Source organism: Mesorhizobium sp. WSM4808, from assembly GCF_055811675.1.
The window spans coordinates 474,794-493,330 of record NZ_JBVVQX010000004.1 but is presented as its reverse complement, the minus strand read 5'-3'; the positions used below and the strand labels follow the sequence as shown (position 1 = coordinate 493,330).

Sequence of the window (18,537 nt, the reverse complement as noted above, 5' to 3'; positions counted from 1 at the left end):
AGCGTCGGGCGAACCGCGGTGCGTTGCCACCCCATCTGCCACGCACGGAGATGGTGGTCGACATCGAGGACCATGCCTGCCCGTGCTGCCGCAATGACTTGCATCGGATCGGCGAGGACGTAAGCGAGCGGCTCGACATCGTTCCGGCGCAGCTGCGTGTGATCGTCGTGCGCCGACCCAAATATGCCTGCCGAGCCTGCGAAGACGTGATCGTTCAGGCTCCCGCGCCCGCCCGGCTGATCGAAGGCGGCCTGCCGACCGAGGCGACGGTTGCCCAGGTTCTGGTCTCCAAATATGCCGACCACCTGCCGCTGTATCGCCAGGCGCAGATCTACGCCCGGCAGGGCATCAATCTCGACCGCTCGACACTCGCCGACTGGGTTGGCCGTGCCGCCTGGCACCTGCGTCCGGTTCACGAACGGCTGCTGGCGAAGCTGAAGTCCTCGCCAAAGCTCTTCGCCGACGAGACCACGGCGCCGGTGCTCGATCCCGGTCGCGGCAAAACGAAGACCGGCCAGCTCTGGGCCTATGCCCGCGATGATAGGCCATGGGACGGAGCCGATCCGCCCGGCGTCGCCTATGTCTACGCGCCCGACCGCAAAGCTGAGCGTCCGATCGCTCATCTCGCGGGCTTCACAGGAATCCTGCAGGTGGACGGCTATGGCTGCTATCGCGTGCTCGCCGACAAGAGCGGCGTGACGCTCGCCTTCTGCTGGGCGCACGTGCGCCGGCGCTTCTACGAACTCGCCGCGGCCGGTCCGCGCCAATCGCCTGCGAGGCGCTAAGACAGATCGCCGAACTTATCGCATCGAAGACGACATCCGTGGGACGATCGGCGGAGCAGCGTCGTGCCGTGCGCCAGGAAAAGAGCCTGCCGATCACCGTCGCTCTCGAGCCCTGGCTGCGCGAGAAGCTCGGGCTGATCAGCCAGAAGACCAAGCTCGCCGAGGCAATCCGCTACATGCTGACGCGTTGGGAAGGCCTCTCGCGCTTCCTCGATGATGGCCGCATCGAGATCGATAGCAACACTGTTGAACGCTCGATCCGTCCTATCGCGCTAAACCGCAAGAATGCACTCTTTGCCGGATCGGACGGCGGCGCCGAGCACTGGGCCGTCGTCGCTTCGCTAATCGAAACCTGCAAACTCAACGGCGTCGAGCCCCTCGGCTATCTCGCCGATGTCCTCACCAGGATCGTCAATGGCCACCCGAACAGCCAGATCGACGACCTGCTGCCCTGGGCCTACATCCCGGCTCCCGAACTCAGCGCCGTGGCCTGAGAACAGCGCTTACTGCTTATGCGCCTTTCAGGATTTACCGCCCCCCTGCGCGCCGCGGTTGAAATCCCGTCGGCGGCGAGCACATCCTTGCAAAATGATAGAAGGAAAGAAGCTTATGGATCCTGCCTGGTCCAGTTATTGTTCAAAGGACCTAATTGCTAAACTTGCGGAAGCGGACGGTAGACTAATGAAGATGGTACTATCCGTTTGTGAAACAGCAAGCTTGCGTAGCGTGTGCTATCGACCAGAAGAGTAAGAACGGTGCCTGAACGGAAAATGGACAACGATTGTGACAAAACCGCAACGTAGAATAATCAAAATATTACGCTAACTTATTCGTTGACGTCCTAAATTTAGAGCATAACTTGTCGTTGGCATTGTTAATGTAAGAAGGCCATGGAAACGATGGAAATCGTCACCCGCAAACGCCTGTCGTGCACTTGGCAAGACACCGAGAAAAATACGGGCTGTAGAGACAATGAAGTGCTGATGCTTGATCGGGCGCGGACCATCCTTCGTCAAGAGGCTGCTGCGTTGGAGGATCTTTCCAACAGGATCGACCAACGTATCTGCAAGCTTGCAAACTACATTCTTACTTTATCTGGCGTCGTCATAGTGTGCGGCATCGGCAAGTCGCGACTGGTTGGCGAAAAGATTTCAGCAACTCTTGCTTCGACAGGCACCCGATCGATCACGCTCGACCCGGTCGATGCCTTACATGGAGATCTCGGGCGCGTCCGTCCGGGAGACCTTATTCTCGCGCTCTCCAATTCTGGCGAAACCGCTGAAATCATGCAACTCACCCGCGCCGTTCGACAGCTCCCTGTCATCGTTGCCCTCGTAACTGGACGCGCCTCATCTCCTTTGGCGCGAGCCGCCGACGTGGTACTTGACATTGGTTCAATTGAGGAAGCGTGCGCGCTCGGTCTTGCTCCAACCACTTCGACGACTGCAATGCTGGCATTGGGGGACGCTCTAGCGCTTCTGGTGCAGGAGCGGCGGGGTTTCTCACGGCACGATTTCGCGCGTCTCCATCCGGGGGGGAGCCTCGGACGGGGGATGATGAGAGTACGCGAGGTGATGTGGCCCTTGGAATCAATTCCAGTGCTCAGGCCGAATACGCCCTTGTCGATAGCACTCCTTTCGATCTGCGGTGCCTCCCGAAGGACCGGCGTTGCCGCTATTGTCGGTGATCGAGGTAAGGTCACCGGACTCCTGACTGGGGAAGCGATTGGTCGTTTAGTCGAATCTGGAGCGGCTCATGATCTGAGCGATCCGGTTGAGCGGCACATGCTCCATCCGACCACTTGGATTTCTGGACAGGCGTCCCTCGACGAGGCCGTGCAGCTTTTTCATCGGGACGGAATAGATCCGGTCCCAGTCTATGATGAGCAGGAAAGCTTCATCGGCCTCATATTCCGCCAAGATGTCGTAAGGCCAAGTGAGCGATGATACGCATTGCACCAATCGCGATCATTTTGGATGCGGCATGGCACCAGCTTGCTTCAGGACAGTCTGAATCACGGTAGGGGTTTGAGAATGCATGCGATGGCAGACGATTTTGACATCGTTTATCGGTCCGAGCGGCCACAAGATCTCTTCTGCTATACGCCAGGCATTGTAGTGACGGCGAGACGCAGAGTCGTAGCAACATTTGATCTCGGCGGCGAAGGTGTTAGGCACCTCCTCGGACCGAAGGGGTCTCGGGCCGACGGCACGCGCTTCGGAATGGGTAAGGTATACGTGTCCGACAATGGTGGCTCAGGATGGGCTGAGCGGCACACGTTTCCATTCTGGCACGCTCGACCGTTCATAGCTGGTGGGCGGCTCTACATCCTTGGTCATGCCGGAGATATCATGATCACTGCCTCTGACGACGAAGGCGAGACGTGGAGCGCACCGGTTACTCTGACCTCGGAAATGAAGTGGCACGGGTCGTCCTGCAACGTGCATTACTCTGATCGGTACGTTTATCTCGCTTTGGACGAGCGGCGCGATCTCACAATCCAGGGATGGAATACAGCGGGTTTGGCACCGCGAGTTTTGCGAGCGGAAAGCGATTGCGATCTCCTGGATCCCAACAACTGGACCATCTCGGACGCGCTTGCGTTTAACGAAACAGTCTCCTCCGGTGACTTGGATTTCTTTGGAATTCCGTTCTATCGTACGCCGGCCCGAGCCCCGGCTGAGCTCGGACCGGGACAAGTGTGCGCGCCCATGGGCTGGCTTGAACCGAACATAGTCCGATTCCGCGATCCCGCACATTTGTGGCATGATCCGGATAACCGTACGTTGCATCTCTTCTTGCGCACGAACACGGGGGGAACGGGCTATGCTGCTCTGCTGAAAGTCGTCGAGAACAGTGATGGTCACCTGACTGCGGCACTTGAGACTGTGCCATCGGGTAAAAGGGCTCTCTTTGTCCCATTGCCTGGCGGTCATTTGAAGTTCTTTTTGCTGTATGATGACGAGAGCCAGCTCTTCTGGTTGCTGAGTTCACAGGCAACGGATTCGATGGTGCGCCTCACCCACATATCGCAGGACCGCCACAATTTGCCAAATAATGAGCGCCATAGGTTGCAGCTTCACTTTTCAAAGAACTGTGTCGATTGGTGTTTTGCTGGACTTGTAGCTGCGGGCAAAACCGAACGGCACGCTCGGAACTACGCGAGCATGGCGATTGACGGCCAAGATCTTCTTGTGTTGTGCCGATCAGGGGATGACGGGGCACACGACCCCCAATATACAAACCTGATCACGTTCCATCGCGTTAGGGACTTTCGCAACCTCGTCTATTGAACTTTCGGCATTCTGAGGAAGAAACATGCCCAGAAACTCGAAACCGATCGCCATCATCATACCCGCTCGGTATGCCTCGAGCCGTTTCCCCGGCAAGCCTCTCGCGCGAATCAATGGCCAGACGATGATCAATCGTGTCTGGTCTTTGGCCCGTGCTGTACCGGGGATAGATGAGATTTACATCGCAACAGACGATGCGCGCATCGTCGAGCATGTGCAAAGCTTTGGTGGAAACGTGCTGATGACTCCGGCCACATGCACGAACGGAACAGAGCGGGTGCTGAGAGCGGCCGGGATGCTCGCCACGACACCTGCCGTCGTGGTGAACCTCCAAGGCGACGCTGTGCTCACGCCGCCATGGGTGATCGCCGCTGTAGTCGACGAGATGCGTCGGGACCCATTAGTAGATATCGCTACTGCAGCCGTACAGATGGACAGGCGTAGCTATCACGCCCTGCGAAGCGCAAAAGAACATGGCGAGGTCGGAGGTACAACAGTAACGTTCGACCGGCGCCACAATGCCCTCTATTTCTCAAAATCTGTAATTCCGTTCGTTCGGAACGACGGATCAGGCAACGAATCTGATCTCTTGCCGGTCTTCCGCCATATCGGACTATATGCGTATCGCTACGAAAGCCTGCGTCGCTTCGCAGGTTTAGAACCGGGTACTCTGGAGCGATCTGAGATGCTTGAGCAGTTGCGCGCGCTTGAGCATGGAATAGCAATCCGTGTGGTCGAAGTCGACTATGACGGCCGCACTCATTGGGCCGTCGACAGTCCCGAGGATTTGAAACGCGTAGAGGCAATCATTGACGACGAGGGCGATCTCCTAAAGGTTCAGGCAACCTGAAGCCCTGAGTTCGGCGACAAGTATAACATAGCCTAGAGTTTTGGTCAGCGATGAAGCTTATCCTTAGCCGCCACGGGAATACGTTTGAATCCGGTGCAAAGGTCATGTGGGTTGGGCGCAAGACGGACCTCCCGCTCACGGCAGAGGGTTGCCGCCAGGCTGAGCATCTGGGCAATGCTCTTAGCCGAGCGGGTGCTATGCTTCGTGGAGTCTATTGCGGACCGCTGCGGCGCACGCGTCGGTACGCCGAAATCGTCGCGAACCAGATCGGTGGCACGCTCTCTCCGTGTGTGGACACGCGTTTAACCGAAATCGATTACGGGGCATGGGAGGGTTTGACCAGTCACGAGATCATAGTGCAATTCGGAAGGGAGGAGTTGGAGGCGTGGGAACACAGCAGCGTGTGGCCCGCCTCTTCGGGCTGGAGCCCATCCGAGACCAGTCTCGCACATGGAGCCTGGGCATTCGTAGAGGACCTCGCCCGAACGCACGGCGACGATAGTGTCATACTCGCTGTAACCAGCAACGGCGTGCTACGCTACTTCCTGAGGCTTGCGGAGAACGCGCCGAATGAGAAGACGGGCGGTAGACCTGGCAAGGTCGCAACAGGTAATATAAGCATTCTTGAGTCAAGGGATGGAAATTGCCGGATCCACGCCTGGAACATCGCTCCGGACCCGCACTGTTTCTCGCAGCTTTTTGGGGAGACGTCGTAGTTGAGCTCAACTACGCCTCTTGGCGCATGTGGATAGATCGATTTGCTGCGGTTTTTGAACGGCAAGGCGCACAACTGTTCGTGAACTTCTTCCAGCCCTCATTCAAACTGGCGGAAAGGGGCGTGACGGCGCCAGGTGGCTGCGGATTTCCCACGAGCCGATGGCAGGGTGTTGCCGGAGGGTGATAGCGCTTGCGTACCCTGGCGTCCGTTCGCGCGAAGCTGGCGCAGATCGCAGCGAGCTGGATCCTGTCAGACTGCTGAGCGACATGCGAGCCCGGTATAGATCCGGCCATGGCGCGCCTCCCCAGCCCGCACCAGGTCGCAGATCGCCTCATGGCCTTCATCCGGAACCCAATACCGCGGTCAGCTCGCCAGCGCGGCAAGGCGCTCAAGGCTCATGGCATCCCGTCTTCACCCGGTCACCTGCACGCCTGAGGACCAGATGGCGTCTCTGACATCCACCAGAAGAAACCGAAGTATGGCGCGACAATTTGGGGTTCTTCCTCATATTTGGTGCAGGTGCGTCGTTCCCTTGGTTGCCCCGTCTGTTTCTACGGTCGTTAGGCGGCTGCCAGCAGCCTGTTTCTCAGCAGCGGATACCCGGAGCGCCCATACATCTGGCGCTTGATGGTCTTGAGACGGTTAATCTGTCCCTCGACGGGACTGGTGCTCCAGGGCTGGGTGATTGCGGCCCGAACGGCCGCAATGTCACGGCCGATGCCTGCTGCAAGGGAAGCCAGTTCGCTGTCCGTGGCGTCCTCGTCCATTGCTCGAGGCCGGCATCATCGTCGCCGCGTATCAGTGCAGCGAAACGTCGAGCCAAGTCACCCGCCTTCAAGAGCTCCGGAGCGCAGTCATAGAGATGGCCCAAGAATTGCCCGGTCTGCTCATCGAGAGATGTTGGGTCTTCGCTCAGCAGCCATGCACAGTTCCGGCGCGATGGCGGCCGCCACCGCGACTTTGGTGGAGCGGTTGATGACCGCTCCTTGCGGGTGGCGGTCCACCTGTAGACGGTCGCCTTGCTGCCTGCAAAGCCGCGGCACTTATTCGCTCCACAGGTGCAACCCGTTGCGTTGGCCTTCCTGCCAGCGTCCTTCGAGATACTCCTGGAAAGGAGAGAACCGAGCGCGCGGGCGGCCGCCGGTGCTCGGGCTCCCCGCCCGCTGCAAGCCAGCGCTCGACCGTTCTCACGCTCATGCCGGTCCGGGGCGCGATCTGTCGCGGCGACATGCCGGAGGCGCAAATCAAGGACTTCAGCATAGAATTCACGGCGCTGGTTGCGGCGCGACCGGCGCAGGCCATCAAGCTTCGGGGAAGTCTCCACTGATGGTTCCAGATTGGCGTCGTCATCGCCACTCATCTCGGCCATCATCGCCTTTCCGGCGGCACTGACCGCTTTGCGATGGCGGCCGAGTGCCAGACGCAACGCTTCGCCCAGGTTCTGGAGAAGATGCCAGCGGTCGGCGACCTGCGTTGCATCGGGAGCACCGCGACGGGCGCCGTCAGCATAAAGGCCGGCGCGATCGCGAGCGATGACTTCGATGCCCGGATGACGTTTCATCCATGACGCGACCGTGTTGGCATTTCGGTCCGGCAACAGATCGAGGACGCGGTTGCGCTCCAGATCGCAGATGATCGTTCCGTAGCGCTGCCCCTTGCGGCAGGCCCAGTCGTCGATGCCGACCACCCGCGGCGCGTCCGGCGGCTCGAACCCGGCTGCGCGGATCATCCGCAGCAGCGTGTCGCCGCTTACCGGCATGGCGAGTTTGCGCGACAGGCGCGAGCCGGATTCACCGCCGACCGCGAGCCGATCGCCAACTGGCTCTCGCCGAGGCGGGCGGTGCGCCTCGCTTTCGGCTGCACCGTTTCCGGCAATCGTTCCGTAAATATCCGCTGACGGCATTGCGGATCGGAGCAACGGAACCGCCTGGCGTGAAGCCGGATTTCGAGAACCCGTCCCTGCCACGGCAGATCAGCCACCCGGCGCATGGAGTGGCTGTGGACGCGGCCGGTTCGGCAGCCGCAGGAGGGACAGCACGATTCTGTCGCCTTCGGCCGGGCTACAAGCACCACCTTGTCGGCCTGTGGGAGAATTTGGACAATCGAAAGCTCGGGCGAGACCAGCGAGCGGAAGGCATGGAGCACGGGCGAATCACCGGCGTCGACTGCGATTTCATTCGCACCGCCCGTGAATCCCGGCACCTGCACCAAATATGCGGAAGATCCCAATTTGGATGGGAACGTATTGCCTCACCAAAGAATGCTCCCGAGCAACTCTGCCGATGCCTTACCTGGGTGTTCCCCGTTGCCGTGACCTGTCACTCTGTCATTGCCTGGAAAGGCCGCCGCTGACGAATGTGGCGCGATCATCCCGCCCACCACATCCTGTTTCCGGAATATTGCCAAGCCATCGAAGATGCTGGCGTTCGGACAGGCTGACCCAGCTGCCGGTGGAGACCGCAGCATCTTTGCCAAGCCCCGGTTGTGGCCGCCTACCAAGCGATGCGTGGCGTTGCATTCATGACAGCGGTCACCTTGTGTCGCTGAAATCGGCGATGTCAGGCGCTTGGTAATCCCATCAGTTGATGGCGTATCTTGGTCTCGTGCCGTCGGAAAGCTCAACGGGCGAACGGGTCAATGCGTGGCGGGATCACCAAAGCGGCAAACTAACATAAGAGATCACGGTTCGCTCTCGCCACCCGACTTCTTCGCGACGCAAGCTAAAGGGTGCTCTGCGTCGTGCACCTTTGGCTCAAAAAGAAAGTTCCTGGCGCTTCGACTGCTCCCAGCGAGACGCCGATCGCCCGGCCGCACATACCGCAGATCGCAACTGAAAACCTCAACAACCTCGACCCGCGAGCCTGTCTCGCTGACGAGCCGCAGAGCAGTCTGCCGGAACTTTTGCCGTGGAGCTCGCACTCATCCGTCAGTGCAAAGGCCGGCTGACTGAGGGCCTCCCCAGCGGTTAGATTGGAATAAAATTGTTGCGAAAATTTTGAAAATTTTAATCCAACGATAGCGTGTTCTGAGCAAGTATACTCCTCTAAGCGGTTGATTTCTGCGAGAGGGCCCATCGGTCCCAAAGGGAGGCTTCGTGTGGGTGGGACGGGACGTGAACCGAAACCGCTTGATAATCGGAGCCCCAACTCAGAGAAGTACTTCAGTTTCGGTGGTCGATAAGTGCACCCCCACTGAAGTTACTGAAGCTGTTGTCCGTTCGCACCAGCGATCGGGCCGCCTGATCTGCCCAGGGGCAGGTCAGGCTGGGGAGCTTAAGGAGCAATAGAGATGAAAATCGTTCACTCGGAAGGTCATCGTAGTCACGACCCGCAAATGTTCATTTGTCACGGCAGGTTGGAGCCAAGCCCCGAACGGCCCGAACGCGCGGATGTGCTACTTGCGTCGGCCCTGGCCGCCGGACATGAGGCGCTGAAGGCGAAGCCAACGGACGCCTCGGCGCTGAGGCGTGTGCATACAGCGCGTTATCTCGATTTTTTGGAGAATGGCATCAATGAATGGCTTGCGCTGCCTCAAGCAGGTCCAGAAATCGTGCCTACTACACATCCCAACAGGTTTGCATCACGTTATGCAAGTCATATTATTGCGCGCGCCGGATTTCACCTCGCGGGCACGGGATCTCCCGTCGGCCGGGGGACCTGGGCGGCGGCTCGATCCAGCATAGATATCGCCCTCAATATTGGTAGTTTGATCGCGAGCGGCGAGCGGCGCGCGTACGGTCTCTGCCGCCCACCTGGTCATCATGCCTGCACGGACATGGCTTGGGGATTTTGCTACCTCAACAACATTGCGACGCTCGCCGAGTCACTACGGATGCAAGGAGCGGAGCATATTGCCATTCTGGATATCGACATTCACCACGGGAACGGGACTCAGCAAATCTTCTATGATCGTCCTGACGTTATGACGGTGTCTGTCCATGCCGATCCCGACGGATTTCCGATCTTCTTTAGCGGTTATGCGGATGAAGTTGGATCCGGTGCGGGAGCAGGCTTCAACCTCAATTTGCCGTTAAAGCTTGGCAGTGACGAGTCGGCGTTTCTCCATGCTATTTCGGTGGCCATGCGAAAGGTAAGAGATTTCGGGCCGGATGTCCTACTGGTTTCGCTTGGCCTCGATGCGTACCGCGCCGATCCCCTCAGTGTATTTGACGTAAGCACTGATGGCTTTCGGAGGGCTGCCGAGACAATCGGTTCGTTTGATGGACCTGTCGCCATGTTGCAGGAAGGCGGATATCCCTGTTCCGAACTCGGCGACAATCTTGTGGCATTCCTCGCTGCTATAGATGGCTAACCCCAATCGCACTCTTTTCGTCATCAGGGATGATCGGCCGTGGTAACTGGGGGAACAGGGGCGCACTAGACTATTTTACCAATTGCTTCTGACCATGTCCTCGATCCTGAGGCCGGCTTTCTTGTGGAATGCCATGTCGCGAACGCCCAAGGTCTTCGCAGTAGCCAGATTGTCGCGACTGGCAAAGCCGCCGTCGGCCGCCGCCTGCCGCGGCGCGTGACCATAGAAGGCGATGTGGCGTTCCAGCATCGGCAGCAATCGATCGCTGTCGCGCGGATTGCCCGCCTCGATCACCAGATCGAGGATCATGCCGCTCCTGCCAGAGGTCAGGTTGAGCTTCAAGCTGGAACTTCTATCTAGTCCGCCCTGAACAATGGCTAAGCCATTGACGCGGCAGTGCCGCAGCGACGGGAGGAAGTATCCGGTTTGGCGCCGCGAGCAGCGATAGCCAGCAGGATGAGCGCACGCCAAAGCGCTAGTGTGGCGAGGATGAGGCGCAGATTGTGGCCGGCGGCCACGAGCAGCGCATTGATGGCATCGCCAGCATGGCGATGCATGACTTTGCCATGTCTTCTGGAGAGCCGAGTGCGTAACGAAAGGCGCATGCTCGGTTCGGGGAGAGGCGGGAAGAAACCGGCCGCTGAAAGGCCGCGCGGCGCTTGCCGCCTACTCTACTGTCGCAGAGGGAGACGAGCGTCTGTGTAGTCGACGATACTGGAAAGACGGTGACCCAAAGAAAGGCGAAGTCCGATTCCGGAGCGTTGACGGATATGCTCCGTAAACGTGCGCCTCTCGCCGAGCGCATCGGATTTGAGACTGGTGCCATGTCCAGCTGGCTCTGGCACGAGCTAAAAAGGGTCGGGTTGCCGGTCGTCTGCATTGATGCTCGGCATGCAAAGGCGGCGCTTTCAGTCCGAATGAACAAAGAGCGATGAGAACGATGCCAGCGGCCTGGCCGAACTGGTTCGCGTCGGCTGGTATCGGGAAGTGAAGGTCAAGAGCGCAGAGAGTCAGGCCACCCGGTCCATACTCGTCGCTCGGTCAAGACTTGTGGAGATCCGTCGCGATCTCAAAAACCAGACACGATCCATGCTGAAGGAACATGGGCTGCAGTTCAGTCGATCTATTGGCTCATAGTTCCGGCGAAAGGTTGGGAACTGGTTGCTGACGGGCATCCACTTCGTGAAGCCGTGCTCAGACTTGTTGGCTGGATTGCCAGACCACTCGCCGGAAGCTGCGCCGCGAATAGCGCAGTGTCATCACGAACAGGCTGGGACGACGGTGCCGGCCGCTCTTGGGATCGATCGTCAGCGCGCCCTCGCCATAGTTGACCAGAGCCTCCTCAGCGGGGAGGAACTCAATACGATCAAACTACTTGGGATCGTTGTGTCGCGACGTGCGCACAAATCGCTTGCCGCTCTGATAGCTGGACGGAAAGCCAAATTGATCGACAAATCGTGGTAAATCGCCTCCGCATTTCGCTTCAGGCGGCGACGCATTCGCAGGCCGAGCGGGCCAGGCTGCTGGTGACCGTCGCTCCGGACGCCCCAAAGCCGGGTCGGGGTGGAGGAATTTGGTCCGCCGCGCTTGCCGAGCCGGTGGTCACTTCCCCGGGGGAATTTGCCTCCGCACCGGCCCGCTGCGCTCGACGTTAGGACGGTGAGTGCGGCGTTAGACGCAGCGCTCAAGAGCAAGGGGCCGCTGAGCCGTCCGCCTGGCAGATACTCGAGCGCGAGGTCGCCCGGGCGATCGGAAGCTATCACCTTCCTAATCTCAGGGTGGATATCGTTGGCCCAGTCGCCGGCCTCGGGAGGGAAGGACCGCAGAATCTCCTCCTATTCTTCGCCCGCGGCCGGAAATGGTGTGATCGACCAACCGATCAAATCGACGGCACGCTGAAGTATAGCCTCGGTCTGTGCAAGGTCGGGTGAAGCGACGACAACATGTCCGATGTAGTCGCGGTAATCGCCCTTCCTGATGATCTGCGTTTTGGATTCAACATAAAATTTGACCTCGACCACGCCTGGTACAGTAGCCGCGCGACTGCCGTTATCGATCCAATCGAGGATACCATCGCGATCAGGAACCAGCATCCGCGTGGCCGCAGCATGCGAACGCCTTCTGTGCAATTTGCATTGCTCGCCGATGATAAGTTTGACGTGCTCGTCGATTAGGTCGAGACCGCAAGCCAACTGAATCATTTGGGGATCTGGGGCGCCACCAAGACGCGGATTGACTTCAATGACGACTGGGCCACGCTTCGTCCACCGGAATTCAATGTTCGTTGGCCCCCAGCCAAGACCGAGAGCACGCAAACAGTTCAGCGAAACAGCGGCGATACACTTTTGCTCATCAGCCAGCGGGGCCGGAAAAATCACTTCACGAAATACAAAATGCGGCGGACCACTGAAGTCAGCGGCAGAAATCCCTATCACCTCATCGCCCATTATGTGACCGGTATATTGGGGGCCTTGGGCGAATTCTTCGACCAGTATCCTCGGTGAAGATCGCCATGTGTGCTTGCCGCCCAGCAGATAGGTCGTATGTTCGGCCACCTCATCGACATTGCTGCACAATCGGACACCAATGCTGCCGCTACCTACGGCTGGCTTAATAATCACCGGCAGTCCGATCTCCGCAGCAGAGCTTTCTACATCCGTCGCATTCGTGGCTAAGCGATAAGTAGGTATTGGAACGCCGGCCTCCGCGAGGAGCTGACGTTGAGTGAATTTGTCGCAGCATCGTTCAACGGATGCGGGATCCGGCCCCGGTAGATCGAAATGGCGGCAGAGCTTGCCAACTGTCGCTGGGACCAACTCGTCGTCGCCCGCAAATCCAGTAATTCCAGCGATGTCACAGGTCGCACGTAGCTGGGAACATTCGCGGATCAGCGCCTCAAGATCGTTTGTATCGACACGAATTGCCTCAATTTTTTCCCCCGAAACATAATCGTACTGAGTCGGATCAGCCGATAGGGTAATTGGATGAAGACCAAGACGCCTGGCCGCTTGGACGTATAGCAGACCGCTACCCCTTGGATGGCCTTCAACCATGATAAATGCTCTTCTTGCCATTGGCTGGTAACTCCGAGGTCGCGTGCTGTGCCGAGGTCCAAGCCCAAACCGGCATCAGCTTTTTAGCTTTGCCTGAACTCAGAATTTAGTACTAGGTACTATTATTGCCGCTGTGCGTTCGCAAATTTTCTGTGAATTTGTTTTAAGGATCAGTTGCAGCGTTATTGTTACCGGCGGTGTGGCACGGAGCGTCTGGATGAATTTCCGAAAGTGTGCGATGCTTAGGGGGCGCCGGGCTGTCTCTATTGCCCCCCGGATTGAGGAATGCTCGATTGAGTTCGAACACACGTTATCGGACACCCACGCGGCGGCTCGTCGTATCTATTTGTTCGGTGCTGTCACATTGATTGAGCGGTAAGGAATTGAGGTAGCAGCGAGCCCATGACTGTGAGTGCACCGACCTACAAGATGGGATGGTGCCGCCCTGCCCAGACAGCTCGCAATGTGACAAGGTCGTGGTGTTCAACGTTCGATGCACCAAGTGCTTCTGGCGAAGATCGCAACCAATGAAAGCGCGTCTGCCCGATCGTTTGGTCAACCTCCAGAAGACGGTCGAGGTCTTGCAGCCTTCAGTCGAAAGGCCTTCGATCAGCTTTTCCGCACGCCGACGAGCGATAGCGCGAGCCGCTCGATAATGTTGGCCGCCGGGAGCAGCGAATTTCGATTGCGGAACTCCGCCACAATGGCTCCAGCTATCGAAGCACCGGCGTCTGTTGTTGAGGCCTTCTCGATTGTCGTCAGCAATTCGCCGCTCTTCAACAGTTGAGTTTCGCTTCCGGGATAACCTAGCCGCCTTGATGCACGGCGATGAGGTTTTGGCGGCCTGAAGCGGCGATCTGGCCGCCGTTGCGGTGCTTTTTGGTAAGCCTCGTCAGGCGCCGGCGGTGATCCGTCGTGATGGAAGGCGGGGTTTGCAGGTTGCGGTCGGCGGGTTCGTTTCGGGGCGTCAGCGCCCTGCGGTTATGTCGCGAGCCGCGGGATGCGGTCGAGGGCGATGCGCAGAATACGCTGGTCGGGGCAGGATGTCGGCAGGTGCAGGCGGATCTGGGTTTTCATCTCGACCACCCGCGCGGCGATCTTGATGAGGCGCAATCGCAGCGTGTCGAATTGGGCGACGGCAAAGCTCGAGCGTTTGGGCATCGCAGCGCGCAGGCCCCACATCAGCCAATAGGCGCCGGCATGCAGGAACAGCCGGAACTGGTTGGCCGTCGCTCTTGTGCAGGATGTGCGGTCGGCGGTGAGATGCGTCTTCCAGGACTTGATGTGGTTCTCGGCCGCTCCGCGCCGGCAGTAGAGATCCTCGTAGAGCGCCTTGGCTTTCCCGCCTGCAAGATTGGTGACGATGAAGCGGGTGTCAGCACCTTGGGCGCCGACCTCGACGCGGGCGATGACGCACTCCACGCGGCTCCAGCTGGCGGCCCCGTCAACAAACGATGGAACTGCCGGTTTCCCGTGCCGCGCAACTGATGGCAAACTGCGCTCGACGGACCTTCGACTCGGCTCCCCATGTTGCTATACCTCTAGAGGCGGCTCCGAACGGAGATCTTATTCGGGATCGTATTGTCGCAATCGTGCAGCATCGCGCCGAACCTTTTCTCTGATCGAATCGGCGCCTTAGCCTCGACCCAAAAACATTGCTCCGCACTGAGCGCGAGCGAACTTTTAGGGGGAATAGCAAAACTTGTTAGATTGCCCGCAAAAGTTGCCGTGCAGACAAAATTCCGCCTTGACCTGCAGGTCTAGACTGCAGAATGTGCAGTCTGGAACTGCAATTTTGTCGTCGGATTCGCAGAGTGACAACCGCTATTGTTATCGACTGCCTGAAAGGCCAATCGGCGCATAGGCCTGTTTTGCTCGGCTTCGCGCCGGCAGACGTTCTTTATCGCTTGAGCTTTGCCGACATCCTCGATGAGGATAGCCGCCGCCGGGCTCGATCAGCAGAATATTCTTGTTAGCCATTGAGCACCGATCGCGGACGAAGAAGGGGCTTGTCGTCAGGCCCAAGAGCTATCGAGGACGGTGAGGGCCGCCGTACTCGTCAAGGGCGGCCATGCACAAGGAACGCGTTGCGTCGACGTGCTTGGGCAGCCGAACCAACCTGCAGTTCGGTTCGAGGCGCCCCGCTGGCCGCGTGAGATGCGCGGAACGGGTTGCATGATGGCCAGCGCAGTCGCGGCCTCACTTGCTCTTGGAGCGTCGCTGGAAGCGAGCATGCGCCAAGCCAAGCAACATGTTTTCGATGCGCTTGCCGGATCGAAGGACTTCGGGGCCGAAAAGCTGATCGTGCCGAACGCATCCAACGCTCCGATCAAGTCTGGGAGGCGATCCTGGTCTAGATGTTTAGTCCCAGACATGACGCCCTATCCGAGCGGTGACTTGCGAAAAGCTCCCCTATTCCCTGCGTCGTAAGAGTGCTGGTCTGTAGGTCCACAGCTGTGCAGGCGGAACGTTGCGAACGACGAAATCATGGTGAGACACTTTATCGGTCCGGCGTTTTGATCACTGGTGACAAAGGACCGTTAGGTGATTTGCATCACGGGTCTTCCAGCAAGGATGCGGGCCAGCAAATCCTCGAGCAAGGCTCTGCGCTGCTCCATCTGAAAGCTCAGTATTGCCTATGACACAGTCGAACTGCTCCCGCCCTGCTCCGCCAAGACCCCACTCAGCGCGAACGCATCGCCCAATCGAAAATTCACGCCCGGAAAACCTCGCGACAGGGCGCCGATAGAACCTTGGAATATTCGACCGACACCAGCTGCTGCGGCTTGATGCCTCTTTCCAGGGATGTCACATTCGAGTTCGGGCGCTCTCGCCGTTCGAGCACCAGGCTGGGAAGACCATGACGCAGAGGTGCCGCCGGCGCTCCGCTCTTACTTGGTCAGAACTGGCCCTGCTGCTATTCGGCCTTGTTTACCGGCAACGGACTTCAATAAAAACGCAGTGGCTCTTGTTTATGATTGGATCGGTCAACGGCACAGCTGCTGAATTCTGGGAGGCGATTTGTGTGGCTCTCAACGCCTCACAGAATCAGTTGCTCGATCGAAGTGCTCGTCTACCTGATCGAAACGGGTGCCAATGCCCTCGAAAGGCTGGCCTCGCCGCGGCCGTAAGTCGCCGGATTGTAATTGACGAGCGTGTCGGTCCTAGCGGTGTCCAGCAACTGATTAGTAATCTGTGTCGGAGTTGCTGACGTGAACTTGCTGCCAAGTATGGCGGCATAGCCTGCAACCACAGGTGCCGCATAAGACGTGCCGTATAGGCCAGTGTTGTCACCCTCGACACCCACGGTCAGGAACTGGTTCCGCACCTCGGCGTTTGAGCCGGGATAATTCGAGTATCGGGCCAGCCGCGTCTTGTTCCCGGGAGTGCCATTGTGGTCGAGCGCACCCACGAAGATTGCCGATGGCGCCCCGATCAGCCCGAGGGTTAGCTCATCGAAATCCCCTTCATGCGGCCTACCTACCTCGTTGCTGCGGTTGTCGGCACTCTTTGCGACGATGGCAGTGCCCGCCCAGGCGGCATCGACGATCGCCTGCTCGCGCGGATGCTGGCTCAGTGGCTCTATAGTGCGGTAGCTCGCATTGATGATATTGAGGCCGTCCTGCAGCCCGATCGAAGGCCCCTCGAGATAGTCGTACTTGAATATGTTTGCGCCAGGGGCGACCATGCCGGCAATTTCAGCGACCCAATCTCCATGTCGCTGCCTCTGCGTACCGCGACCGAGGTCTGCATCAAATGGCTGTTCCTTGAAATCATCTATGACATTTATCGATACGCCGGAACCGATAAAGCCTGATGTCCATGCTTCACCAATGTCTGGGCTCATCCAGCAGAATGTGCCGTCGGCATTTTGTGGACAGCCCGAGCTACTGCTTTCCGCGGCTGGATTACCGGTCGTTCCTTTGCGGCTGATACCGGCATCGAGATCACCCGCGAAACCGGGTGCAGCCAACAGGCATGCTATAAGACCGACAACGAAACCTGCCGGGAACAATTGTGTTTTGTGCATAATCAACTTCCTGTCTGATTGTTCTTCATCAATGAAATTTACGGCCTTGCCTTTCACCATCGCTAAAATTCACCCCTGAACCGAAGGTCGAGTTTCCATCGGCTTGGCTTGAGGTTTGTCATGTATTTCAACGTGTCCGAGGGCCGCAGTTGCGAGGCGGCCAGACGGCAATTCACTGTATGGAAGCCGCCGAGGGCGCCATAGTCAGCCGTGCAAGGTCGTTCCGTCAGGTTCCCGCCCAAAATCGAACTGACGGTGAGAGAAAGCGTCGTGGACGGCGTCGGTCGCTTTTGCAGAATAAAGCCGAGTTTCACACCTGGGTCGATTCGGACCTTTTCGGCGCGTTGGCCGGTGCTCGCGCCCCACAGGAGACCGAAATCATCCGACAGCTGCGTCAACATTTCAAATCGCATGTCGATCCATCTGCTGTGGTACCACTTGTCGAAAGACACTTTGGTACCACCCGACAGCTCGTATCCGCCTTGCCCCAGATGGTTGGCGGCCGCGGTTAGCTCCGAACCCTGGTAAATGCCGACAAGGCTGGTCTCCTGTCCGTTCGCAGTCATAGCGCTGACGAAGAATGCCATCACGAACAGGACGTAGCTCGCCAACCGTATGCACATCTGCAGCGCCCATTGTTGGACCCGCCAGCAAATCATGTAAACCCTCGCCGCATCTTCAACCGCACGGAGGCTCTAGCCGCAGACGCAGGGCCGCCAGCGGGCAACGTATTCATTCGCAACAAATCTGTGATCCTCCGTCCTTCAATTTTGTCGAGCCATCTCTTCGCTCTTCCCTGGCAAGCTGCTCCCGCCCTATCGAAGAAATTCAGCGAAATTCGTGCCAATCTATATGACGGTGTAAGGGGAATGGATTATACGTTTGTTTTCAGCGGCTTAGCCAAAAACGTCCAAGATGCCGGCCAACAAGGCTGTGTCGTCAAACCGACAAAGCCGACACAATTGTCGGATGTCGCCGAACACGCGGAGTGTGAACCTACCCGCATGGGCGCAGCAAAGCTCCCTTCGCGCTCCGGCCATCGGAGAGCCCTCGAGCCGGCCTTCAGATTACTTCGACGCAATTCTCTTCAGCTGGGCATCGCGCCGCCCAATTTGCAGTCTGAACGCGAGTACGTCTGAAAAAACCAGGTGCATGGGCTACTGCCGGCGCACCTCGTGCGAAGTGCCCGCATGCCGATCTGTTCAACAGTCGGGGTCGCGCCTAGCTCGAGCGGCAGGTGCTTCCCGAGTGCCTGTCGCCGCCACATCCGATCGCCTTGTAGCCGCGTAACAATTATGCTGTAGGAGTGTGAAAGAGCAATATTTTCAGAATGACAGGCGCGAATCGAAAGATGCTCCTCTCCGCGATCTTGAATTGGTGAGCGATCAGAGGTCAGCAAATCGGAGTCAGCGGACCTGCGATTTTCCCACGGCAACATGCAATGCGATCGAGAGGGGTTATATGGACCCAACTCGAGTAACGACAGCAATGGCCTTT

The 18,537-nt window shown here is 58.4% G+C and carries 10 protein-coding genes and 10 pseudogenes; 9 read left to right on the top strand and 11 right to left on the bottom strand.

The window, feature by feature from the left end:
• The 5 genes and pseudogenes from tnpC to AC0L2U_RS10005 form a co-directional block, all read left to right on the top strand.
• Positions 1 to 1,279, top strand: a pseudogene (gene tnpC / locus AC0L2U_RS10025) (IS66 family transposase); the annotation flags it as partial.
• A 396-nt stretch (positions 1,280 to 1,675) separates the two neighbouring features.
• Positions 1,676 to 2,731, top strand: a complete 1,056-nt coding sequence (locus AC0L2U_RS10020) for a KpsF/GutQ family sugar-phosphate isomerase (protein WP_473601823.1) — start codon at positions 1,676 to 1,678, stop codon at positions 2,729 to 2,731.
• Between the two features lie 405 nt (positions 2,732 to 3,136).
• Positions 3,137 to 4,078, top strand: a complete 942-nt coding sequence (locus AC0L2U_RS10015) for a hypothetical protein (protein WP_473601821.1) — start codon at positions 3,137 to 3,139, stop codon at positions 4,076 to 4,078.
• 25 nt (positions 4,079 to 4,103) lie between these two features.
• Entirely contained in the window at positions 4,104 to 4,928 is an 825-nt protein-coding gene (gene kdsB / locus AC0L2U_RS10010; protein WP_292386993.1) for a 3-deoxy-manno-octulosonate cytidylyltransferase, read from the top strand.
• Between the two features lie 50 nt (positions 4,929 to 4,978).
• A complete protein-coding gene (locus tag AC0L2U_RS10005) occupies positions 4,979 to 5,644 on the top strand; it encodes a histidine phosphatase family protein (protein ID WP_473601820.1) in 666 nt (221 codons plus the stop codon).
• Between the two features lie 281 nt (positions 5,645 to 5,925).
• On the opposite strand, the pseudogene AC0L2U_RS10000 reads toward AC0L2U_RS10005, so the two are convergent.
• The 3 genes and pseudogenes from AC0L2U_RS10000 to AC0L2U_RS09990 form a co-directional block, all read right to left on the bottom strand.
• Positions 5,926 to 6,057: pseudogene (locus tag AC0L2U_RS10000) on the bottom strand (IS110 family transposase); the annotation flags it as partial.
• Positions 6,058 to 6,232: 175 nt separating this feature from the next.
• On the bottom strand, positions 6,233 to 7,549 hold the full coding sequence (locus AC0L2U_RS09995; RefSeq protein WP_473601818.1) for an ISL3 family transposase: 1,317 nt from the start codon (positions 7,547 to 7,549) through the stop codon (positions 6,233 to 6,235).
• A gap of 17 nt (positions 7,550 to 7,566) precedes the next feature.
• Positions 7,567 to 7,716: pseudogene (locus tag AC0L2U_RS09990) on the bottom strand (transposase family protein); the annotation flags it as partial.
• Between the two features lie 294 nt (positions 7,717 to 8,010).
• Here AC0L2U_RS09990 and AC0L2U_RS09985 point away from each other — a divergent pair.
• Together AC0L2U_RS09985 and AC0L2U_RS09980 are read left to right on the top strand one after the other, a co-directional pair.
• Positions 8,011 to 8,313 (top strand): annotated as a pseudogene (locus AC0L2U_RS09985) (transposase); the annotation flags it as partial.
• 621 nt (positions 8,314 to 8,934) lie between these two features.
• On the top strand, positions 8,935 to 9,957 hold the full coding sequence (locus AC0L2U_RS09980) for a histone deacetylase family protein (protein WP_473601817.1): 1,023 nt from the start codon (positions 8,935 to 8,937) through the stop codon (positions 9,955 to 9,957).
• 78 nt (positions 9,958 to 10,035) lie between these two features.
• Here AC0L2U_RS09980 and AC0L2U_RS09975 read toward each other — a convergent pair.
• Positions 10,036 to 10,299 (bottom strand): annotated as a pseudogene (locus tag AC0L2U_RS09975) (ISNCY family transposase); the annotation flags it as partial.
• Between the two features lie 35 nt (positions 10,300 to 10,334).
• Positions 10,335 to 10,505, bottom strand: a pseudogene (locus AC0L2U_RS09970) (IS5/IS1182 family transposase); the annotation flags it as partial.
• 111 nt (positions 10,506 to 10,616) lie between these two features.
• On the opposite strand from AC0L2U_RS09970, the pseudogene AC0L2U_RS09965 reads away from it, so the two are divergent.
• Positions 10,617 to 11,088: pseudogene (locus AC0L2U_RS09965) on the top strand (IS110 family transposase); the annotation flags it as partial.
• A 66-nt stretch (positions 11,089 to 11,154) separates the two neighbouring features.
• Here AC0L2U_RS09965 and AC0L2U_RS09960 read toward each other — a convergent pair.
• The 4 genes and pseudogenes from AC0L2U_RS09960 to AC0L2U_RS09945 all read right to left on the bottom strand — a co-directional run.
• A pseudogene (locus tag AC0L2U_RS09960) lies at positions 11,155 to 11,605 on the bottom strand (IS21 family transposase); the annotation flags it as partial.
• A gap of 187 nt (positions 11,606 to 11,792) precedes the next feature.
• Entirely contained in the window at positions 11,793 to 13,031 is a 1,239-nt protein-coding gene (locus tag AC0L2U_RS09955; protein ID WP_473601816.1) for an ATP-grasp domain-containing protein, read from the bottom strand.
• Between the two features lie 464 nt (positions 13,032 to 13,495).
• Positions 13,496 to 13,809 (bottom strand): annotated as a pseudogene (locus tag AC0L2U_RS09950) (Tn3 family transposase); the annotation flags it as partial.
• A gap of 182 nt (positions 13,810 to 13,991) precedes the next feature.
• Positions 13,992 to 14,462: pseudogene (locus tag AC0L2U_RS09945) on the bottom strand (transposase); the annotation flags it as partial.
• 537 nt (positions 14,463 to 14,999) lie between these two features.
• On the opposite strand from AC0L2U_RS09945, the gene AC0L2U_RS09940 reads away from it, so the two are divergent.
• On the top strand, positions 15,000 to 15,440 hold the full coding sequence (locus AC0L2U_RS09940; RefSeq protein WP_473601827.1) for a bifunctional hydroxymethylpyrimidine kinase/phosphomethylpyrimidine kinase: 441 nt from the start codon (positions 15,000 to 15,002) through the stop codon (positions 15,438 to 15,440).
• Between the two features lie 643 nt (positions 15,441 to 16,083).
• Here AC0L2U_RS09940 and AC0L2U_RS09935 read toward each other — a convergent pair.
• Both AC0L2U_RS09935 and AC0L2U_RS09930 read right to left on the bottom strand, forming a co-directional pair.
• Positions 16,084 to 17,100, bottom strand: coding sequence for a S8/S53 family peptidase (locus AC0L2U_RS09935; RefSeq protein ID WP_473563798.1), 1,017 nt, complete (start codon positions 17,098 to 17,100; stop codon positions 16,084 to 16,086).
• Positions 17,101 to 17,102: 2 nt separating this feature from the next.
• On the bottom strand, positions 17,103 to 17,651 hold the full coding sequence (locus AC0L2U_RS09930) for a hypothetical protein (protein WP_473601814.1): 549 nt from the start codon (positions 17,649 to 17,651) through the stop codon (positions 17,103 to 17,105).
• Positions 17,652 to 18,537 lie beyond the last annotated feature (886 nt).

Coding starts and splice junctions, on each gene's coding strand:
- AC0L2U_RS10020 (WP_473601823.1), top strand. CDS start 1,676: ATGGAAACGATGGAAATCGTCACCCGCAAACGCCTGTCGTGCACTTGG.
- AC0L2U_RS10015 (WP_473601821.1), top strand. CDS start 3,137: ATGATCACTGCCTCTGACGACGAAGGCGAGACGTGGAGCGCACCGGTT.
- kdsB (WP_292386993.1), top strand. CDS start 4,104: ATGCCCAGAAACTCGAAACCGATCGCCATCATCATACCCGCTCGGTAT.
- AC0L2U_RS10005 (WP_473601820.1), top strand. CDS start 4,979: ATGAAGCTTATCCTTAGCCGCCACGGGAATACGTTTGAATCCGGTGCA.
- AC0L2U_RS09995 (WP_473601818.1), bottom strand. CDS start 7,549: ATGCCGTCAGCGGATATTTACGGAACGATTGCCGGAAACGGTGCAGCC.
- AC0L2U_RS09980 (WP_473601817.1), top strand. CDS start 8,935: ATGAAAATCGTTCACTCGGAAGGTCATCGTAGTCACGACCCGCAAATG.
- AC0L2U_RS09955 (WP_473601816.1), bottom strand. CDS start 13,031: ATGGCAAGAAGAGCATTTATCATGGTTGAAGGCCATCCAAGGGGTAGC.
- AC0L2U_RS09935 (WP_473563798.1), bottom strand. CDS start 17,100: ATGGTGAAAGGCAAGGCCGTAAATTTCATTGATGAAGAACAATCAGAC.